The organism is Patescibacteria group bacterium, assembly GCA_041660565.1.
Classification (GTDB): Bacteria; Patescibacteriota; UBA1384; order CAJBMM01; family CAJBMM01; genus JBAZWC01.
Window position 1 is genome coordinate 498,231 of record JBAZWC010000001.1, and the last position, 17,879, is coordinate 516,109.

At 43.1% G+C, this 17,879-nt stretch carries 13 protein-coding genes and 1 tRNA gene; 2 read left to right on the plus strand and 12 right to left on the minus strand.

Annotation, left to right across the window (positions count from 1 at the left end):
• Positions 1-58 precede the first annotated feature (58 nt).
• Positions 59-135, plus strand: a tRNA-Ile gene (locus WC773_02485).
• An 8-nt stretch (positions 136-143) separates the two neighbouring features.
• Here the strand turns inward: WC773_02485 and WC773_02490 are convergent.
• Genes WC773_02490 through WC773_02500 form a run of 3 tightly spaced genes read right to left on the minus strand, consistent with a single transcriptional unit; the run spans position 144 to position 4,319 of the window.
• Positions 144-2,783 (minus strand): cation-transporting P-type ATPase, encoded by a 2,640-nt coding sequence (locus WC773_02490; protein MFA6082253.1) that lies wholly within the window; start codon positions 2,781-2,783, stop codon positions 144-146.
• A 24-nt stretch (positions 2,784-2,807) separates the two neighbouring features.
• Complete coding sequence (locus tag WC773_02495; GenBank protein MFA6082254.1) at positions 2,808-3,062, minus strand: glutaredoxin domain-containing protein; 255 nt, start codon at positions 3,060-3,062, stop codon at positions 2,808-2,810.
• A 9-nt stretch (positions 3,063-3,071) separates the two neighbouring features.
• Positions 3,072-4,319, minus strand: a complete 1,248-nt coding sequence (locus tag WC773_02500; protein ID MFA6082255.1) for a hypothetical protein — start codon at positions 4,317-4,319, stop codon at positions 3,072-3,074.
• A 154-nt stretch (positions 4,320-4,473) separates the two neighbouring features.
• Between WC773_02500 and WC773_02505 the strand changes: the two genes are divergently transcribed.
• Positions 4,474-4,875, plus strand: a complete 402-nt coding sequence (locus WC773_02505; protein ID MFA6082256.1) for a hypothetical protein — start codon at positions 4,474-4,476, stop codon at positions 4,873-4,875.
• A gap of 46 nt (positions 4,876-4,921) precedes the next feature.
• Here the strand turns inward: WC773_02505 and heR are convergent, their stop codons facing one another.
• The 9 genes from heR to priA form a co-directional block, all read right to left on the minus strand.
• The gene (heR, locus tag WC773_02510) at positions 4,922-5,686 is read right to left on the minus strand and encodes a heliorhodopsin HeR (protein MFA6082257.1); all 765 of its coding nucleotides are present in this window, start codon (positions 5,684-5,686) and stop codon (positions 4,922-4,924) included.
• 37 nt (positions 5,687-5,723) lie between these two features.
• Complete coding sequence (locus tag WC773_02515; GenBank protein MFA6082258.1) at positions 5,724-6,938, minus strand: phospholipid carrier-dependent glycosyltransferase; 1,215 nt, start codon at positions 6,936-6,938, stop codon at positions 5,724-5,726.
• Between the two features lies 1 nt (position 6,939).
• Entirely contained in the window at positions 6,940-7,902 is a 963-nt protein-coding gene (locus WC773_02520) for an NAD(P)/FAD-dependent oxidoreductase (protein ID MFA6082259.1), read from the minus strand.
• Between the two features lie 260 nt (positions 7,903-8,162).
• Complete coding sequence (locus WC773_02525; protein ID MFA6082260.1) at positions 8,163-9,512, minus strand: MBL fold metallo-hydrolase; 1,350 nt, start codon at positions 9,510-9,512, stop codon at positions 8,163-8,165.
• Between the two features lie 20 nt (positions 9,513-9,532).
• Complete coding sequence (locus tag WC773_02530) at positions 9,533-10,141, minus strand: hypothetical protein (GenBank protein ID MFA6082261.1); 609 nt, start codon at positions 10,139-10,141, stop codon at positions 9,533-9,535.
• Between the two features lie 147 nt (positions 10,142-10,288).
• Positions 10,289-11,137 (minus strand): hypothetical protein, encoded by an 849-nt coding sequence (locus WC773_02535; protein ID MFA6082262.1) that lies wholly within the window; start codon positions 11,135-11,137, stop codon positions 10,289-10,291.
• A gap of 209 nt (positions 11,138-11,346) precedes the next feature.
• Positions 11,347-14,517 (minus strand): DUF6531 domain-containing protein, encoded by a 3,171-nt coding sequence (locus WC773_02540; GenBank protein ID MFA6082263.1) that lies wholly within the window; start codon positions 14,515-14,517, stop codon positions 11,347-11,349.
• A 263-nt stretch (positions 14,518-14,780) separates the two neighbouring features.
• Positions 14,781-15,359, minus strand: a complete 579-nt coding sequence (locus WC773_02545) for a ribonuclease H-like domain-containing protein (GenBank protein ID MFA6082264.1) — start codon at positions 15,357-15,359, stop codon at positions 14,781-14,783.
• Positions 15,360-15,710: 351 nt separating this feature from the next.
• Complete coding sequence (priA, locus tag WC773_02550; protein ID MFA6082265.1) at positions 15,711-17,672, minus strand: primosomal protein N'; 1,962 nt, start codon at positions 17,670-17,672, stop codon at positions 15,711-15,713.
• Positions 17,673-17,879: the final 207 nt, after the last annotated feature.

Genomic DNA, 17,879 nt, shown 5'->3' on the forward strand with positions numbered 1-17,879 from the left:
CCCGACAGTATCGTCGGAACAGTTGGTTAAAAAGAATATAATCAGATAATACTTATTCGGGCTTGTAGCTCAGTTGGTTAGAGCAGACGGCTTATATCCGTCCGGTCGTAGGTTCAAGTCCTACCAAGCCCACCAATTTATTACTATTTTCCGAGACTAATTTGACGTTTTTTGAACAAGTCCTCGCCTATCATTACTACTATTGCAGATAACACCGGAGCAATCCAACCGATAATCGAGAGCGGACGAGTGTTTAATACCTGGTTAAAGAATGGTAAGTAGATAACCAGCAAAGTAATTACGAAAGACCCTAACATCGCCAACAGTAACTTATTGTTTGGCTTTTTTGTTAGTTGCATTAAAGTTTGAGTTTCACTGCGTGAATGTAAGGCAAAAGAAATCATAAATAGCGCCAGTGCCAAAAAGGCGGCTGATGAAGCCATCGTAGCCATTTCGTGGCTAATTGCCATATCGCTATTAAAGCGCCACCCGTTCTGAAAAAGTATGACATAGTATGATAATATTGCACCACAAGCAGCTACGCCACCATTTCGTAAAATCCGCCAAATTGTCACCGAAGCAATTAAGACTTGATTGTATCGGCTGGGATGATGCCTCATTATGTCCGGTTCTGAACCGTCTACGCCCAAAGCCAATGATGGCATTAGGCCGATCATAAAATCTAAAATAATAATCTGTACCGGCAACAAAACCGGCGGCAAGCCAAGCATTAATCCAAAAATTACCACTAGAATTTGCACCGCAACGGTGGCAAATTCATAAAACACGAACTTTCTAATGTTGTTAAATATAATCCGGCCTTCTTTAATTGATTCCACAATAGTTGAGTACGAGTCGTCTTTAAGCACCATCCCCGCAGACTCTCTAGCAATGTCAGTGCCATATTTACCCATCGCAATACCAATATCAGCCTGGCGCAACGCTGGGGCATCGTTGACCCCATCGCCGGTCATACCCACCACTTCATAATTAGATTGCAACGCTTGAACGATTTTTTGTTTCTGTCGTGGATCAATTTCCGAAAAAAGTACCGGCTCCGGGTTCTTTAACATTCGACGGAGTTGGTTCACAGACAAATGCATCAGCTCGCTTCCGGTGATGATTTTTGGGTCATCGGTGTACAAACCAATTTGTTTTCCAATACTGATAGCGGTTTTAGACCAATCACCGGTGATCATAATGGTACGCACATTTGCATCCTTGGAAATTGCGATTGAACGGTCGATGCCGGTTTTTGGGGCATCAGTTAAACTAACAAGTGCAATAGGATGCAAGTGATTCTCTATCTCGGCATCAAAATTTTCCGGATTTGGCTGGAATTTTTTCCACTCATCTTTCGATATCTGCCTCATCGCTAAAATAATGATTTTTTTACCTTTTTCCGACCATTCATCCATTGTTTGTTCTATTTGATCCTGAACACGTTCGTTAAATTGGCTAAGTAAACCGTTTGGCGCCCCTTTGGTTAAACACCAAATATTGCGCTCGGCATCTTCCACAATAACCGACATCCGTTTTCGAACTGAATCAAATGGCAATTGTGCAATTTCCGTAAATCGTTTTCGTTCAAGATTAAACACCTTGCGGTTCATTGATTGATACAACGCCACATCAACCTGATCGCCAATTACTCCCTTGGTTGAAATAACCGCCGAATTGCAACAAGCGATAATGGCGTTATACCATTCTGAGCTCTGTTTTGACTGGTTTAACATCTTGGTTTCAGACAGTTCTAGTTGGTTATTAGTTAAGGTACCGGTTTTATCGGTACAAATGACTGTTACCGATCCCAGTGTTTGCACTATTGGTAACCTACGCACAATGGCTTGTTTTTTGACCAATCGCATTGAACCCACTGCCAATGTAACCGAAACCGCCGAGGTCAATCCTTCAGGCACAATGGCCACCATTGACGAAATCACCAGTAACATCGTTTGGGTTATTGAACGTTCTGAATAGATGCTTAACAGTAAAATTACCAACCCGATAATTAGTCCGGACACCGCAGAGAAACGACTAATTTGATCAATTTGCTTTTCTAACGGAGTTTTAGGTGGTTTTGCCGCCAGTACTAAATCGGCAACCTGGCCAATCACCGTTTGCTCTCCAACGGCAATCACCACCGCCTCAGCATCTCCCTCAACCACGCTTGTGCCGGCAAACACACAGTTGTCCAGCTCGGCAATAGGACGGTTGCTGTGTTTAAGCTCTCCGGCATACTTTATTTTTGATTCAAATTCTCCGGTAAGTGCGGATTCATTTAATTTTAATGACGAGGCTTTAATCAGTCTGGCATCAACCGGCACCATATCGCCAGCGGAAATCAGCAAGATGTCACCCAAAACAATATTTTTTGATCTAATAGTAGCGATGCCACCCTTGCGTCTGACACGAGAATACTGGGGTATTAATTTTTTGAATTCGGCCAGTGCACTTTCAGCCCGATATTCTTGAACCGAACCGATGATTGCGTTTATTAACACCACGGTCAAAATTACCCACCCTTGCGACTTTTCGTCAACTATAAAGGAAAAAATCGCGCCAATAAACAGTAGAAATACGAGCGCACTTTTAAACTGGCTTAAAAATAACTTTAGCCAAAAAAACAGTTGATTTTGTTTGGCTTCACGAATCTTTAGACCTTGCAGCCGTTTATCTGCCTCGTACTCGGTCAAGCCGTCACTAGAAGTTCGCAAAAAATCAAAGACCTGATCGATCTTGTCTTCGATTAAAAATCGATGCTTAACACCCAACCCCTCCATTAAAATACCCCTCTATTAATAATGTTATTTAACTGCGTCTTTGATGGCGTTGGGCTCGAATCCGATCACAATGTTTTCTACATCACTGGTATCCGCATTAATTGTAATTAACGCCGGCACGCTCCATTGGCCTGTCACTTTTACCAACTCTTCCTTTGCGTCATCATCTTTATCCAAATTTACTTCCTCGAAATCAACCTTGAGATCGAGTAATAGCGCCTTGGTAAGGCGACAGTGCTCGCTACCAGAGATGGTGTATAAACAGATTTTACTTGCCATATTAACGCCTTATTTTATTAATGTTTTAATAGTTAAATAGCTATCTAATATAACCATGATCTCCGCGATGTTTCCAGAGGCATATTCAATGCCTCCGGTGCGCTCAACCAAACGGCGTATCATTACATCTGCGCCCTCTGAGCAGCTAACCATGCCAGATGGAAGTTTAGCCGCCCACTGCATAATCGGCAATGAAAATCGGTTATCGCCACAAACTGCTACAAAAATATCTTTACCGATAGCCTGCAAAACGGTTTCTACTGCCGGAATATCCGTTATCTCGCCTGGACGAATTACTGAACCTCTTGAACCCAGATGCACAAAACTAATTTTGTTTAGATACTGATCTATGCGCTCCATATCCCACAAACGATCATCGGGCTGAGCGGCAAAAATCCCACTTAAACTCGGATCAGCGTTGAGGAAAAAGTTGGTAGCATGATTTTGGACAGCTTCAACATCTTCTTTAACCAAATCGGCTAATGCGGTTGCAAAACACAACATTAACATTTTAGCGGCATCTTTATCTAACGAGTTATCAGTCCCACGAGCGAATGGATGCACCCTAATTCCACAAGAAAACTCGGTCGAGCTGAAGTAGAATTTATCTCGAATATTTTGATCTTTTGACATACTGCTGGCCGCCAATGCCACCCGGTCCATAACCTGAGTGATTTCTCCGCGCACACCCTCGGTAAAATCTTTCTTCTCTTTTTTATCACCGCCAAGATACAGACCAAGACCAGATTCATATACAATACTCACCCGACCATCGGCAATTGCCACACCACCAACAAGCGCGGTAATTAAAATGGTGGTAACATCAGCTGAATCGTGGGACAAAAAGACCATATGAGCGGTTGGGTGATTTGCAATAAACTGAGTAAAATATGGGATCAATTCGGTGCGAATTTGCGGAATGTCGTGATCAGTAACGATCAAATCATCAATGTGAAAAATCAATGCAATTTGTGGCTTAAAATCATAATTTAGCATCTGCAATGCAATGGTTAGCGACTCGGCAGTTGCGCGTGGCAATAAATTTATAATACTGGCTTTATCTTCGTCTGGAATGTTAGATAGCAGACTCTGGGCTTGCTGCTTGGCTTGATCACGTGCGGTTTCGGCGTTATGACCCAGTAATTCGTCAATCAGTTTGAGCTCTGGCACCAACGCCTCAAGACGAGCCAATTTTTTCAGATCGGCTTTGTTGGCTAATGATTCGACTAATTTAACAATGTCTTCTTTTTTCGCCATAATACTTATATCATAGCGGTTGGAGACAAAAAATAACAGTGACAAAATATATTAATGCGAAGGCGTCGCGCAACAGTTGCTCGCGACGCCTAAGTTGGCAATCAACGCCCTTTCCCATTCAGGGCAGAATCGCCTTGATCACATGACCTGTGTAATGGCCACGCATCCCTGGAACTTCGTCCATCTCGAAGAAGATCGTATTGCCCACCACACTGTCGGTGATCTCCTCAGACGGGAACCGAACACCCCTCAAGATGGACTTTCCGGAGACTATCTCGACACCCTGCCATTCCCTAGTCTGAGCAGTCGCATCCTCTACCCTGCTGACTATGCCAAATACCAGCACAGCGCTCACCTCCCGAAGGTAATTGAAGATCTTGCTACAAAAATATCATTATTTTTAATTTTTGTCAATATGGATGTCAATAACTGGCATAAGTACGCTTTGACATTACTCGTCATTTCGACAATCGTGAGCGAAGTCGAACGACGAGAAATCCCGACTGTTTTAGATCAATACGGGATCTCTCTCCGCCAGCTGGCGAATTTGAGATGACGAGGTTCTTTCCATCTTCCATCATCCATTCTCAATTTTCCGAACCCTACATCGGCCTTAGAGTACCGGCAAAGATCTGCCAAGCCAGTAGCGATTTCGCCACCAAGCTGAGTAAAATATACATTCCTTCGCCGAATAAATAGTTCTTCCACGGCCCCACTTTTTGATACTGCAAATACATATTCAAAGCAAAGCTAAAGAAGAATATAAAGATGGATACAAAAATCCAATAAACAAACGTGGGAATAGCGTTACCTTCAACCGTACCCGCACCCCAAAAGTAGATAGCAATCGCTACCCATGGCAACAATCCCGCTAAACTACCCACCGAAAAAGCAGTCCAGTCTACGTCTGATTTTTTCTGATTATAAACTTCCATCACCAAACCACATAAGTTCATCACCGCGGTTAAACCAAACATCATCATTAAACTAGATAAATCATATATCCCGCTTAGCATGCCAATTAGCACAATCATAAGCGCAGCCGAGATTGAATATTCGTACCAGCGCGCTTTATTCATCCCCTTTTCTAAATTGGCAGCGTAGGTGCGATAGTAAAAAGTGGCAATAGCAAAATGAAACAATGCCGAAATAAAGAAGAATAGCGCCACACCATAGCCCAAATTAACGTGAAACAGATTCTTTGTAGCTGAATCTAACGTTTGTGTGAACGAATTGAACTGCAAAAAACTGGTGTTTACCGGCAACTTAAAATTGGTGCTCAGACAAATTATCACCACCCCCTGCACAAAGTGCAAAAACCCCATTAGTGTGTTATAAACCCGAAATTTACGAATTTGTTTTTCCACAAATCCTCCTTTAGCTTATTCTAAGGTAATTACTATATTAGTACAACCAAGAATTAACCCACACGTGCCGAGCTAGCCAGAAATGCGACAACCCGGTTCCCGTGCCCCATGGAATAAAGTACAGTCCGGAAGAAAGTAAAATTATCACGATTAGCAAGCATAACCATGGTTGTTTATGCCAAACAATGTTCAACCAATATCCTAAAATCAGCAGTGCCATACCGTAAGCGGGTAAGTAATGATAGTTAAACAAGACGCGCTTGATCGGCATCCATGGCAGCCAAAACGCAAAGAATCCAATTAGTAACGGCGTTAAAACGTGGTCAGCGATAGACAATTTTAATCTAAACCGCTGCCACATCAAATAAATAACACTCCAAATTACCGCCAATCCGCTAGTCCACCAAACCAATGGATTGCCAATGGCGGTTATTAGCCGAGTGACACCACCGGAATCTTCGTTAAAGTAAAACAGTACCGGTCTGGTTAACAGCGGCCATGTCCACCATTGTGACCCCCAAGGGTGCGTGGCAGTTAAGGTTAAATGATAATTCCAGGCGTGCTGATTCCAGTACCAACCGTCTAACCATGGATTTGAGGAGGCAATAATCGCTTGCCCGAGCATCACGAATGCTTGATAAATCACAACCGTAATAGTTAAGCTCAGTATAAATCGCCACAGCATTTTTTTGCGCCACATTATGTATCCGATGGGCGCAAGAACACCAAGCGCCATCCATTTGATGGAAAATGTTAATCCAAGTAGAACAGCTAGCCAAATTAGTTGTTTTGGCTTCGTTACTCGTAAAGTATAAAGCCAACAAGCAAAAATGAAGAAAAATAGGATACCGTCCATTAGCCCGGAGCGTGAATAGGAGATCAAAATGGTTTCCACGGAAAGTAGGGCGAACATAATCACAGCGGAAACGACACTTTTATTCTGTTTAAGGCTGATTAATGCGAATAATGGAACAATCGCCAGGCCAAAAATTGCGGGAATAATGCGCCAACCCAACGGATTATCTTTGAAAATAAACATACCAATGGCAATTAACCATTTGCCAAATGGGGGATGCACATCAAAAAAAGCGGTGCGGGTTAGATAATCGTTAGCAAAAACCGGAAAATAGACCTCGTCAAAGATACGTTCGTTTGGGAAATGCAGATCGTAAGTTCGTGCAATTACCCCCACCACTCCCACCAAAACGGTGACGCAAATAAGTAGCAAAAACGGATAGTATGACTTCTTCATACTATTTCTTAGATCGTTTTACTGATTTTTGCTTCCCCCAATCAATTAGTGGCGCCGCTTTACCAGCTTTTGAAGATAAATATTGATGAGCCGCAATGGCCGCTTTTGCCCCTTCGCCAGCCGAGATAACCACCTGTTTGTACGGCATGGTGGTAACATCTCCGGCGGCAAACACGCCTTCGGTTGAGGTAGAACAATCGGGCTGAATAATAATTTGACCCAATTTATCTACGGCCACAAGCTGTTTTACCCAATCGGTTTTGTTACTATATCCCACCGCCACAAAAACGGCGGATGCGGGAATATTCTTTTCAACATCTTGATGTAATATCTTGACGCTATTTAGGTTGCTTGAACCCTCAACCGCCACTACCGAAGCGTCATAAATAACCTCAATGTTTTTACGTTTGGATAACTCTTTAAGTAGTACCGCTTCGCTCTTAAGTTCGCTAGTTCGGCAAACCAAATATACTTTTTCGGCATTTTTTGCCACGGCATTGGCAAAAGTTACCGCGCTATTACCGCCACCAACTACAACAACATTCGAGTATTTAGGGTGATTTTTCGGAATATGGTGATAAATTTGATCTCTAAATTCGGTTTCCCCAGGCACTTCTAAATCATTCGGTGTTTTTCCAAACGCCAAAATAATACTATTAGCCTGATATTTTTTGGTCAATGTAGCGACAAAAAACAACCCGTTGGCTTTGTGAACGGACGCAGTAGTTTCGTAAACAATTTTTGCACCAGTTTTTTCTGCTTGCGCGGCAAAAAGTTCCATTAATTTTGCCCCCTCCGTTAACGGGAGGCCGGGATAGTTTGCAATATCTGGGGTAATTCCAGCTTGGCCACCCAAATCGGACGATAAAATCAACGTTGAAAGCCCTCGACGAGAGGCAAAAAGACCAGCAGTTAGCCCCGCCGCTCCTCCTCCGACAATAATCAGATCATAAAGCTTATCCATAACTCATACTTTAGCTTATTTTCATGGTTTTAGGTAGTGTTACACAATAGTCGTCGCTTGATTAATATGTCCACCGATTTATCCAAGCACTAAGCACTAAATCCGAAATTCGAAAAAAATAATAAATAAGAAATCGAAAATTCTAAATTTTTAATTTTGTTCTTTAAATTTATTTCGAATTTGGTGCTTCGATTTTAGAATTTATTATTGTAAAAGTCCTTAGGCATATCAACAAAGTACACACCAGCATGGGAGGATGATTATTCAATGTTAACTGACTGCAATAATTCCGGCATCTCAACCCGCAAGTCGGGGTGCGCTTGTTTTATCTTACCCACCAGCACTTCACGACTTGTTTCTTCGCCATGAGTAACATATAACTGGCCAATTTTTTTATAGCCCGAGATCCATTCCAGTAATTGAGCTTGATCAGCATGGGCTGAAAACGCCGAAATCTGGCGTACTTCTGCCTCTAATGTCATATCCTGATGCATTACATGAATCTGACGCTCACCATCCAAAATGCGCCGGCCCAAACTGTGCTGAACCATAAAACCAACAATGCAAATTATGGTAGATTTGATGCCGCCGTAGTGAATTAAATGATGCGATATTCGCCCACCATTCATCATTCCAGACCCGGCGATAATAATTTTTGGTGCAGCCACAAAATTAATTGATTTTGATTCCTCTACCGTAGTACAGTATTTCAAGTGTGGGAACGAAAAGAAATCATCACCATGCTGAATGTGTTTCTGGCTGTCCGAATCAAATAAGCTCTCGTAGCGTCGAAAAACGGCCGTAGTCTCAATTGCCAATGGCGAGTCGACAAAAATTGGGATGTCTGGAATGGCCCCCGTCTCACGTAAATCGTTAAAATGATATAACAATTCTTGGGTGCGCTCTAAGGCAAAAGCGGGTATAAGCAACGTGCCTTTGTTAGCAACCACATCTAATACCGCTTTTTTAAGCTCGGCTACCCGATCTGAGTGTTCGTGCAAACGATCACCGTAAGTGGACTCTACCACCACAACATCAGCAGATTCGGGCTGAGCCGGTGGATTCATCAGCGGCACCGGATCGTTACCTAAATCGCCCGAAAAAATAATATGTTTTCCGTTAATTATCACTTCAATAATTGCCGAACCTAAAATGTGACCGGCGTCGTGAAAAATTACACTCACTTTGTCCGAAATACGAGTAGATGTTTTGTAAGGAACCGGGCGATACATACTGTTTAGCGCCTTAACCTCGTTTAAGGTGTACAACGGGATGTCATGATGTGTTTTAGCTTCATGAAACATCAAATCAGCCGCATCGGCTAAAATTAGATCGGCTAGCTCAGCAGTTTGAGCGGTGGTATAAATATGGCCTCTAAAACCATCATGATAAAGCTTGGGCAAACGGCCGCAATGATCAAAATGAGCATGAGTAAGTAGCACAAAATCTAAGCTTGACGGTTCAAACGGCCAGCGCGCCTTGTTCTTTTCAATCGCTTCGTCTGACCCTTGAAACATGCCGCAATCAATCAAAAAGCGAGTGTCTCCATCCTCAATAAAATAGCTGGAACCGGTTACCTCACCCGCTGCCCCCAAAAATTGAATTGTCATTTTACCCCTCTTAAAGATTCTTAATCAAATCTTCTGTCCTGTTCCGGTGTGTGCTTTTCTTGTTCGTGAATAATACCAATCACATTTTTAACCAACTTGGCTGGGTCATCATCAAATACAATATTATTGTGACCACGCTTTGCCGTATCCAAAATGCCTTCAATTTCCGTAGTAATACCGCCCGAACCGGTTAAAATACCAATTGGTTTTTTGTCTTCAAATGCGATAGTAAATTCATTCAGCGTGCCAATACGCCCACAGATGAATATGGCCGCATCAGCAGAACGAATCATCAACAGGTTGCGCCCGGAATAATCAAAACCGGTATAAATAATTAAATCCATATAGCTAACCGGCAAACGATATTTTTTTACATGCTCGGCTTTAGACGAGGCAGGGGATAATCCAATACTAATACCACCGTGCTCTTTGGCACCAATGGTTGCCCAGTGTGGGATATCGGTGGTAGCGCCAGTAACCAGCACAGCGTCATTTTTGGCAATTTCTTCACCCACAATCTTGGCTTTTTGATAAGCTCCCGGGGCGCAATTATTAACCGCCGAACCGGAAACGGCGATTTTGTACTTTGGCGAATCTGGAAACTTTACCCCCTTTGGCTGATCAGGCATATTAGCTCTCTCCTTGTTTCTTATCTATTTAATTTTACTTGATTGTAGCCCTTTTGGCTAATCCCACCGTGTCATTCCGGGCTAGACCCGGAATCTATTTGAAAGAAAAACGGGCACCCCCACTGGGGATACCCGTTAGCAACATAGCTATGGCTTGGGGTTGTTGTACTGCTTGTCTGCCATAATCGAGCAGGCGCGAGTGAATCCGTTCTTTAGCTTTGTCTTACGGGCGACATCGCCCTTGGCATACCGGTCAACCATTACGTAGAACGCGTGGTGAGCCAAAATGCTGCTCCGGTTTTCGCAATCTTCGTCGGACAGCAGTGGTTCACCGTATGTCGTAAACACCCAGAACGCCTTGGGTGACGGCTGCGGATATGGCGCCTCCCCCACCGGGATTCGGCTTGTGTGGTAGTGCCGCAAGAACCGTTTCACCAACCGTTCTAATGCAACTTGGTACGGTTTTCCATAACATAAGGCTGAGTTGTTTCCCTGTATTGCGTAGATGATCCGTTCTTCATCAATTTCAGTGTTCGGATCATAGAACTTCTGACGCACTCCGGGAATCGTATGGTCGCGATAGGCATGCAAGCACTCGTGAGACAGAATATCGCCACGCGTATGAGACGAGGTTCTAGGAGAAACCGGGGATATCAATATCCTATTGTTCACCGGATCGTACTCAGACTGGTTACTTGGCAGTACCCCGGCTTTCGAACATTCCGACTTCGATAATAGTGGCACAATTGCCAACTTACCATCAGTACTAACCTGGCGTACCTCCAAATCTCCCACTTTGTAGCGCTCACTGGCCCAGAGTACAGCTTTTCGTTGCTCGGGATCGCGTGACACCATGATGGCATCGGCCATGAACCGCGTTGACAACATACCGCGTTCATCTATCGTACTGGTATCATGCGATTGCGCAGCCCAAGCGCACTGACCAGCATAGCACAACACAGCGAACGTAAGGATGGCAGAGGTTGAACATTTCATCTTGCACTCCTCGCTGATTATGTTGAGTTGTTAAGGCACTTTCAAATACACTTCTTGGTGCATAACGACATTATTATAACAAATTGTTTAAATATTATAATACATTTTTACATGACAAAGCCACAAAGAACAACAACTGCTAGGTGTTTTTCACCCTAACAGTTGTTGCTCTCAAATTATCAGCTTTAAAACTAGGTTGGTTCTATTATCTAGAATGGTTTCCCTGTTTTGGGATCTCTACCGTTCCTAATATCGTTATCTATCAATTCAAATGTCACTTTATCCAGTTGTTTTTTCAACTTATTGTATTCTTGACGATCTCGCTCGCATTGTTGCTCCATGTACCTCTTCGCGCAAGAGAAATCGGGTCCCTTCGGGGGAGTATATGGCGGAACGACTGGGGGTTTTCTGCCTCCATTTGATGGTGGATTTTGTCTGTCTCTTTCCGGAGGATTCCAACCACCCCTATTTTTGGGTGGATTAGGGGGTATCATTGGCGGAGAATAATCTCTCGAAGGAGTTGGAATTGGTTCAACAAAAAATCGTGGATAAAATGGAGTGGGTTTTGGAGTTGGAAGGAAGTAGTCTCTAAATGGATCAAGCCCTGGTAAGATACTCCTTCCTAATTGCGGGTCAAATTGTCCTCCCATCAATCCACCATCTCCAAAATTCGGAAGTCTTGATCCGCCTCCCCATTCACTTGGTAGTTGCAACAAGTTATAAGTGCTTCCAGAGGTTGCAACTGTATTTGCATAAGCATCAGTAGTTAGGGTAGCAGAGATAGACTGGTTTGAGGCAGTAGTGGTTCTGTTTGTACCTGCACCATCATACAAAAAGTATTCGGAGTCTCGACGGATTACATCGTTACCGTACGAATATGTACCAGTTGTTGTTGACCCCTGTTTTTCTAATAGGATAGAATTTCCAGTCATCTGAAACACGGTAGTTGTTCCACCTGCTGTGCGACTGTATTGCCTACCTAGCGCATCGTAGGCATAGGTAATGTTGGTGCCATTTTGAGAAATTTGGGTAAGCTGACCTTCGTAATCGTATGTAAGGTCGTAGCTTGTTCCAGCCAAGGTGCGGTTAGTCTGATATCCGGCATCATTGTAAGTGTAGCTATTAGTAAACCCGCCACTGGTTGCTGTTACCTCGTTATCATCATTAATAGTAAAGCTGGTAGATGTACCGCCAACGGTTTGGGCGGTACGATTACCAACACCGTCCAAAGTGTAGCTCTTGCTATATGAGTTTGAGCCAGTGCGGGTTTCGCTGGTTAATCTGTCTGCACCATCATAGCCATAGGTAACCACGTCTCCGCTATCTTCGGTAACTGTATAGGCGGTACCGTCATCATTGTAGGTATAGGCAAATGAACTTAAGGTGGTGTTGCTGCTGTTTTTGTTGGTAACGCTAGTCAGCTGGTTGGCATTGTCATATACCATAGTAACTGTGGTGCTATTTGGATTGGTAATGTTAGTTTCGTTACCATTGTTGTCGTAGGTGTAAGTAGTGGTACCATTGGTTTCAGACTCGGTATAGATCTGATCTCTTGCAGTATAGGCATAGGTCATTACGCGGCTGCCCGAATCGGTCATTGTGGACAACAGACCCTTTTTGCCTGATGCATCGTATGAATACGAAACACGTGTAGTTCCACCTAGGCTTTCGGAGGTCATGCGATCATCATTGTCATAAACTCTTGCCCATGTACCTTGATCATCGGTCCAGCCGGTTAGGTTTGAATTAGCATCGTAGGAATAAGTTGGGTCGGTGCCAGTTGGGTAATCCACTCCTGTGACACGGTACCAGTTGTCAAGAGTGTAGTCTGTGTCGTTACTTAAAGCATCGGTCCGTGTAGTCATAACCCCCAAATCGTTGAACACGTAGGTGGCTTCATGACTGTTTGGAGTAGTAATGCTATTCACATTGCCATCACTGTCATAACCATAAGTGGTTACATTACTATTGTCGTCTGTCTTGGTAGCCATGGTGCCGTCTGCGTTGTAGGTGAAGTCAATATCAGAGATAACCGAGCCACCACTACTGGTTTTCTTTTCAATTTGAGTTAGATTGCCATCTGAGTCGTAGGTGTTAGAAGTGTAATGACTTAACGGATCGGTAATAGTTAAAGTCTCGTTCAGAGAATTATAGGTGTATGTCCAAACTTTACTTAACGGATTGGTAACGGTTAACACGTTGCCATTACTGTCATAGGTGTAGTCTGTATTATGGTTACGGCGATCGTTCACCCGAGTCACGTTATAGCTGGCATCGTAGGTATAGGTTTCGGTGTTGTTTAGCTGATCAACAACAGACGAGAGTTTGCTAGATGTATAATTGTGTTTAATAGAGTGGCTGTTTTCATCGGTGATGGTGGTTTGGCCGGATATGTATATATATGTCGTACGATTTCCCTCAGCATCCTCTGCATAATCTACACTATTGTCAGAGTAATACGCAGCTGTAGAAGAGTGACCCCGCGGGTCTGTCATAGAAGTAATACAGTGATTGGCATTGTAGCCAAATTGATAATTGTAACTATTCCCGCCGACCGTTGGCAAAGTAACCTGAGTTAAGTTGCCGCTGGTGTACGAGATAGTCCACTGCCTGCTAGCCGGGTCTGTAATAGTGCTAATGCGATTATTACCATCGTATGAAAGTGTAATGGCCCGATTAGTTGGGTCTGTGATACTGGTTAAATAATCATTAGCATCGTGAGCTATTGTAGTTACGTTATCGTTTGAATCTGTTATGGTGGCAAGGTACCAACCGGTGCTATTTGGATTAGTAAAATGGTAAACCGTTCCATCTTTCTTGGTTAAATCATAGCTGGTAATTGGACTACCGTTAGCTACAAACGTCTCGAATATTCCGGTAGGAGCGGTATAGTTGCTACCACTTTTGGTAAATTGGTAAGCAAGGTCATCACCCCAGTGAACCACAGCGTTGCCACTACCATCTACAACAAGATAGATATCATACGAGAATGTCCACTTGTACCCCAGTTCAGAGTTATGCGTACCCTGACTGTTATGGTATAGCGACATATCAATCGGCATCCCTCCTAGCGCTCTCCAACCAACAATGCCAATAGCGGTTAATTTATTACCATTACCGGTATTGATATTATTATCATTCCCCTCCCAGGGATAAGTATCGCCCGGAGCGGCTGAATAAGAAACTACGTGAGGAGGTACGCTACCCGCTTGAGCCGTACCGGAAGAAAAATATGTAGTACGAATATTATCAGCTCCACCGTCCAAAGATGTAATCCCCCCGCGATTAACAAGGTTATTTGCCCAATGTTTGGGTGCAACCAACGAAGGCATGCTCACTAAAGACAAAACTAGCGCTAACATTGACAGTCGCGCTAACATATCTCTACCCTTTTTTATTCCCCCCAACAAAATCGATATTTTTCTCACTTTGCCCCCCTTTCAAGGCATTGATAGTTTTAATATAAACAATAAGATTCAGACGGATTAACCCATCTATAATTAATCATATCAGTCTTTTTTCAGAAATATATAGTCAAATTTTGAGATCAAAAATCATCCATCCTGTGGATAACTTTTTAAATCCTGCCATTTTGATGCAAAAACAGGGTTATCTTGTTTCAAGATCAATTATGCGTAAATAGTTAGAACGGGAGCGTAAGAACCCCACCTGAGCCTTCCGGCTTGTGGATAACCCAATCAACTTTCCAAGCCCGCTTTACCCCTTTATCTTGAAAAGATAATTCACCTGTTTCAATACCTCGTAAAAACAGGTCGCGAGTAATGCGAACATCATCTAAACAGTAACTCTTTAGTTCATCCATTTTGCCCTGTGCAAATAGTCTGATTGCTTTCAATCCATCACCCGATTTTCCAACACCAAGCGTGTCTTGTGCAAGCGAATCTAGTTTGATACGAAAACCGTGGTGTTTTTTGAATTCATATAGAATGTCTAGTGTATTCAGATCGGCCAGTTTGCCGCGATAGTATTTTTGCATTACCGGATAGTCAAATCCGAGTAAATTAAAACCAATTACGCGGTCGGAGTGCTCAAGCAGTGGCCACAGCTGATCTAATTCGTGTTCTTCCAGACATCTAAAAGTATCGTCGGCTTTGGTATAAATGCCAACCACAGAGATATTTAATTTGGATGCGTCGTAGGCACCGACATCGGCAAAGCTATCTTTGGTTTCAATGTCCACCACGGCATAATTATCTGACATAAATGTATCTTACTTGATTATCGAACAAAAGAAAATCACAAGTAGCTGTCATCTCGACCCGAGGAGATTGTCAAATCGACTCAAGCGGGCGGACATCCCCCTTCGCTAAAGCTACGGAGGACAGGTGTGAGTCCGCCCCTACACAGGTCATACTATCGCTTCACACTCCCGAAGTGATATAGCTTCACACCCTCGGAGGTGTTGCCGACTTCGCACCTTCGCTTTCCTTTGTCATTCCGGACTAGATCCGGAATCTATATAAAAGAACCATCCCCTATCCTCACGCAGTAAAAATTTCAAATTGCCTGCCCTCCGTAGCCTTATGGCGAAGGACGGGTAAATTTCAAATTACTATAAAACGCTCTCGGGGTTTATTTCGATCACCCAAGGCTTTGTTAAATCTTGTATTTGAGATTTTACTTGATCAATTTGCCCTTCATCCAAAATCTTAATCAATATATGATAACGATACCGGCCGCGAATTTTATCGTAAAAACAGCTTGATGGGCCAACTAGTTCAACTCCCGAAAGGGATTTAGACAATAGTTGATGCATTTTAGCGGTTTCATCCACACATTTTTGCATATCGGTATGCTGGTAAAGCAAGCGAATAAGCGAATTGAATGGGGGATAGTGGAATTCTCGCCGACTGGCCAACTCAATTTGGGCAAATTGCCCATATTGGTGCATGGCCGCAAATTTGATGATCGGATGGTCGGGTTGATAGGTTTGAATAACCGTCATCCCTCTGTCCGCTCCCCTGCCACTCCGCCCCGATGCTTGAATTAACAAACTGGCGGTACGCTCAGCCGCTCGAAAATCGGGTAACATTAACCCGGATTCGGCTAAAACAATCCCCACCAAATTGACGTTGGCAATATCCCAACCTTTAGCGATCATCTGTGTACCCAATAATATATCATAGTTGTGCGCGGCAAATTGCTGATACATCTCGGCAATGCTGTCACGTTTTACCGTGGTATCCTTATCCATCCTTAACAACCGAGCCTGCGGAAATAGCTGATGCAGTTCGGATTCAATTTTTTCGGTACCACTGCCACGGTGTTTTAATGAATCGCTCTGGCAATTTGGGCAAAGTGCCGGCGCATCGTCGGCATAATCGCAGTGATGACAGCGCATAATTGATCTTCCACGAGCAACATGAAAAGTGAGTGGGACATTACAGTTTGGACAAAAAATGATATGCCCGCAGGTAGTGCAAAATAATGATGCCGATGTGCCTCGCCGGTTAAGCAACAAAACCACCTGTTTCTGCTTTTCTAATGTTTGAGTGATGTATTCTTTCAGCGGATCAGAAATTAAACCACCATTAAGTCGATGTTGACGTAAATCGACTATCACGTTTTCGGGCAAAAATGGTTGATTAATACGATTTTCGAGCTTAGAAATATCATACTTTTTCATACTAACCTGCGTAATACTATCTAAACTAGGTGTAGCTGAACCTAAAATTAGCTTTGCTTTCAACTGCTTGGCTAATTGGCCAGCAACTGCCCGTGTATGATAGCGAGGCGAGCTTTCTTGATAATAGCTTGATTCATGCTCTTCATCTATAACAATCAATTTTAAATTAGAAAACGGTAAAAATAATGCCGACCGAGAGCCAACCACCAGCTTAACTTGCCCGTGCCGAATTTGCCAATAAATTCGGCGGCGCTCACTGGTAGAAAGTTGACTGTGCCAAACCGCAACTGATATGCCAAACCGATCTGTAAACCGCGCTAGGGTTTGGGGAGTTAAAGCGATTTCGGGCACTAAAATAAGCCCGTCTAGGTTTTGATTAATTATTTTTTCGGCGCATCGCAAATAAACCTCGGTCTTACCCGAACCGGTTACGCCATATAATAGAATAGGCTTTTCTGACGCGTTGATTATAGATAATGCGTGAGTCTGAGCTTCGGTTAGCTCAAGTTTATCACCCCCGACGTGAACCGGCACCTCCTTAGGGGTGGATTCCACAGACTTGGTAAATACCGGTAAGAATGCAAAAACGCAATCCGAAAGTGGGGCCAGATATTGCTTAGACATCCAAATTGCCAGTTCTTTTTGATGCGGTAGTAATTTTAATTCCGGATCAATGATATTTTTGATTGGTTTTAAGGTATAATTTGGCGTGCTTGAATTTATATCCCAAACCACCCCATCCACAATTTTATTTTTAAGCGGCACTTTTACTACATGGCCAACTTCGAGTACGGTGGATAATTTTTCCGGAATGGTATAGCTAAAAATATCTTTCTGTCCCGATCGAGATACTAGTACTTCGGCTATTTTAGGTAATAGTTTTACCACGATTATCCTGCTTTCTTTGTCATTTCGACCCGAGAAGTGTGTCAACACGACTACGTTGGAGAAATCTAAGAAAAAATCCCATCCATAATTTTAAATTTTAAAGGCTAAATTTTAAATGAATAAGTGCCGAATGCTTAAATTTTTAAAAGGTTCCTTATTTAGTCATTTAAAAATTGGCTACCTTTCATTTGAAATTAAAAATTAAAA

Bases quoted from the DNA above. Each gene is read 5' to 3' on its own strand.
- WC773_02515 (MFA6082258.1), bottom strand. From the start codon at position 6,938: ATGAAGAAGTCATACTATCCGTTTTTGCTACTTATTTGCGTCACCGTT.
- WC773_02490 (MFA6082253.1), bottom strand. From the start codon at position 2,783: ATGGAGGGGTTGGGTGTTAAGCATCGATTTTTAATCGAAGACAAGATC.
- WC773_02495 (MFA6082254.1), bottom strand. From the start codon at position 3,062: ATGGCAAGTAAAATCTGTTTATACACCATCTCTGGTAGCGAGCACTGT.
- WC773_02525 (MFA6082260.1), bottom strand. From the start codon at position 9,512: ATGACAATTCAATTTTTGGGGGCAGCGGGTGAGGTAACCGGTTCCAGC.
- WC773_02530 (MFA6082261.1), bottom strand. From the start codon at position 10,141: ATGCCTGATCAGCCAAAGGGGGTAAAGTTTCCAGATTCGCCAAAGTAC.
- WC773_02505 (MFA6082256.1), top strand. From the start codon at position 4,474: ATGGCCACGCATCCCTGGAACTTCGTCCATCTCGAAGAAGATCGTATT.
- WC773_02520 (MFA6082259.1), bottom strand. From the start codon at position 7,902: ATGGATAAGCTTTATGATCTGATTATTGTCGGAGGAGGAGCGGCGGGG.
- WC773_02545 (MFA6082264.1), bottom strand. From the start codon at position 15,359: ATGTCAGATAATTATGCCGTGGTGGACATTGAAACCAAAGATAGCTTT.
- WC773_02540 (MFA6082263.1), bottom strand. From the start codon at position 14,517: ATGTTAGCGCGACTGTCAATGTTAGCGCTAGTTTTGTCTTTAGTGAGC.
- WC773_02535 (MFA6082262.1), bottom strand. From the start codon at position 11,137: ATGAAATGTTCAACCTCTGCCATCCTTACGTTCGCTGTGTTGTGCTAT.
- WC773_02500 (MFA6082255.1), bottom strand. From the start codon at position 4,319: ATGGCGAAAAAAGAAGACATTGTTAAATTAGTCGAATCATTAGCCAAC.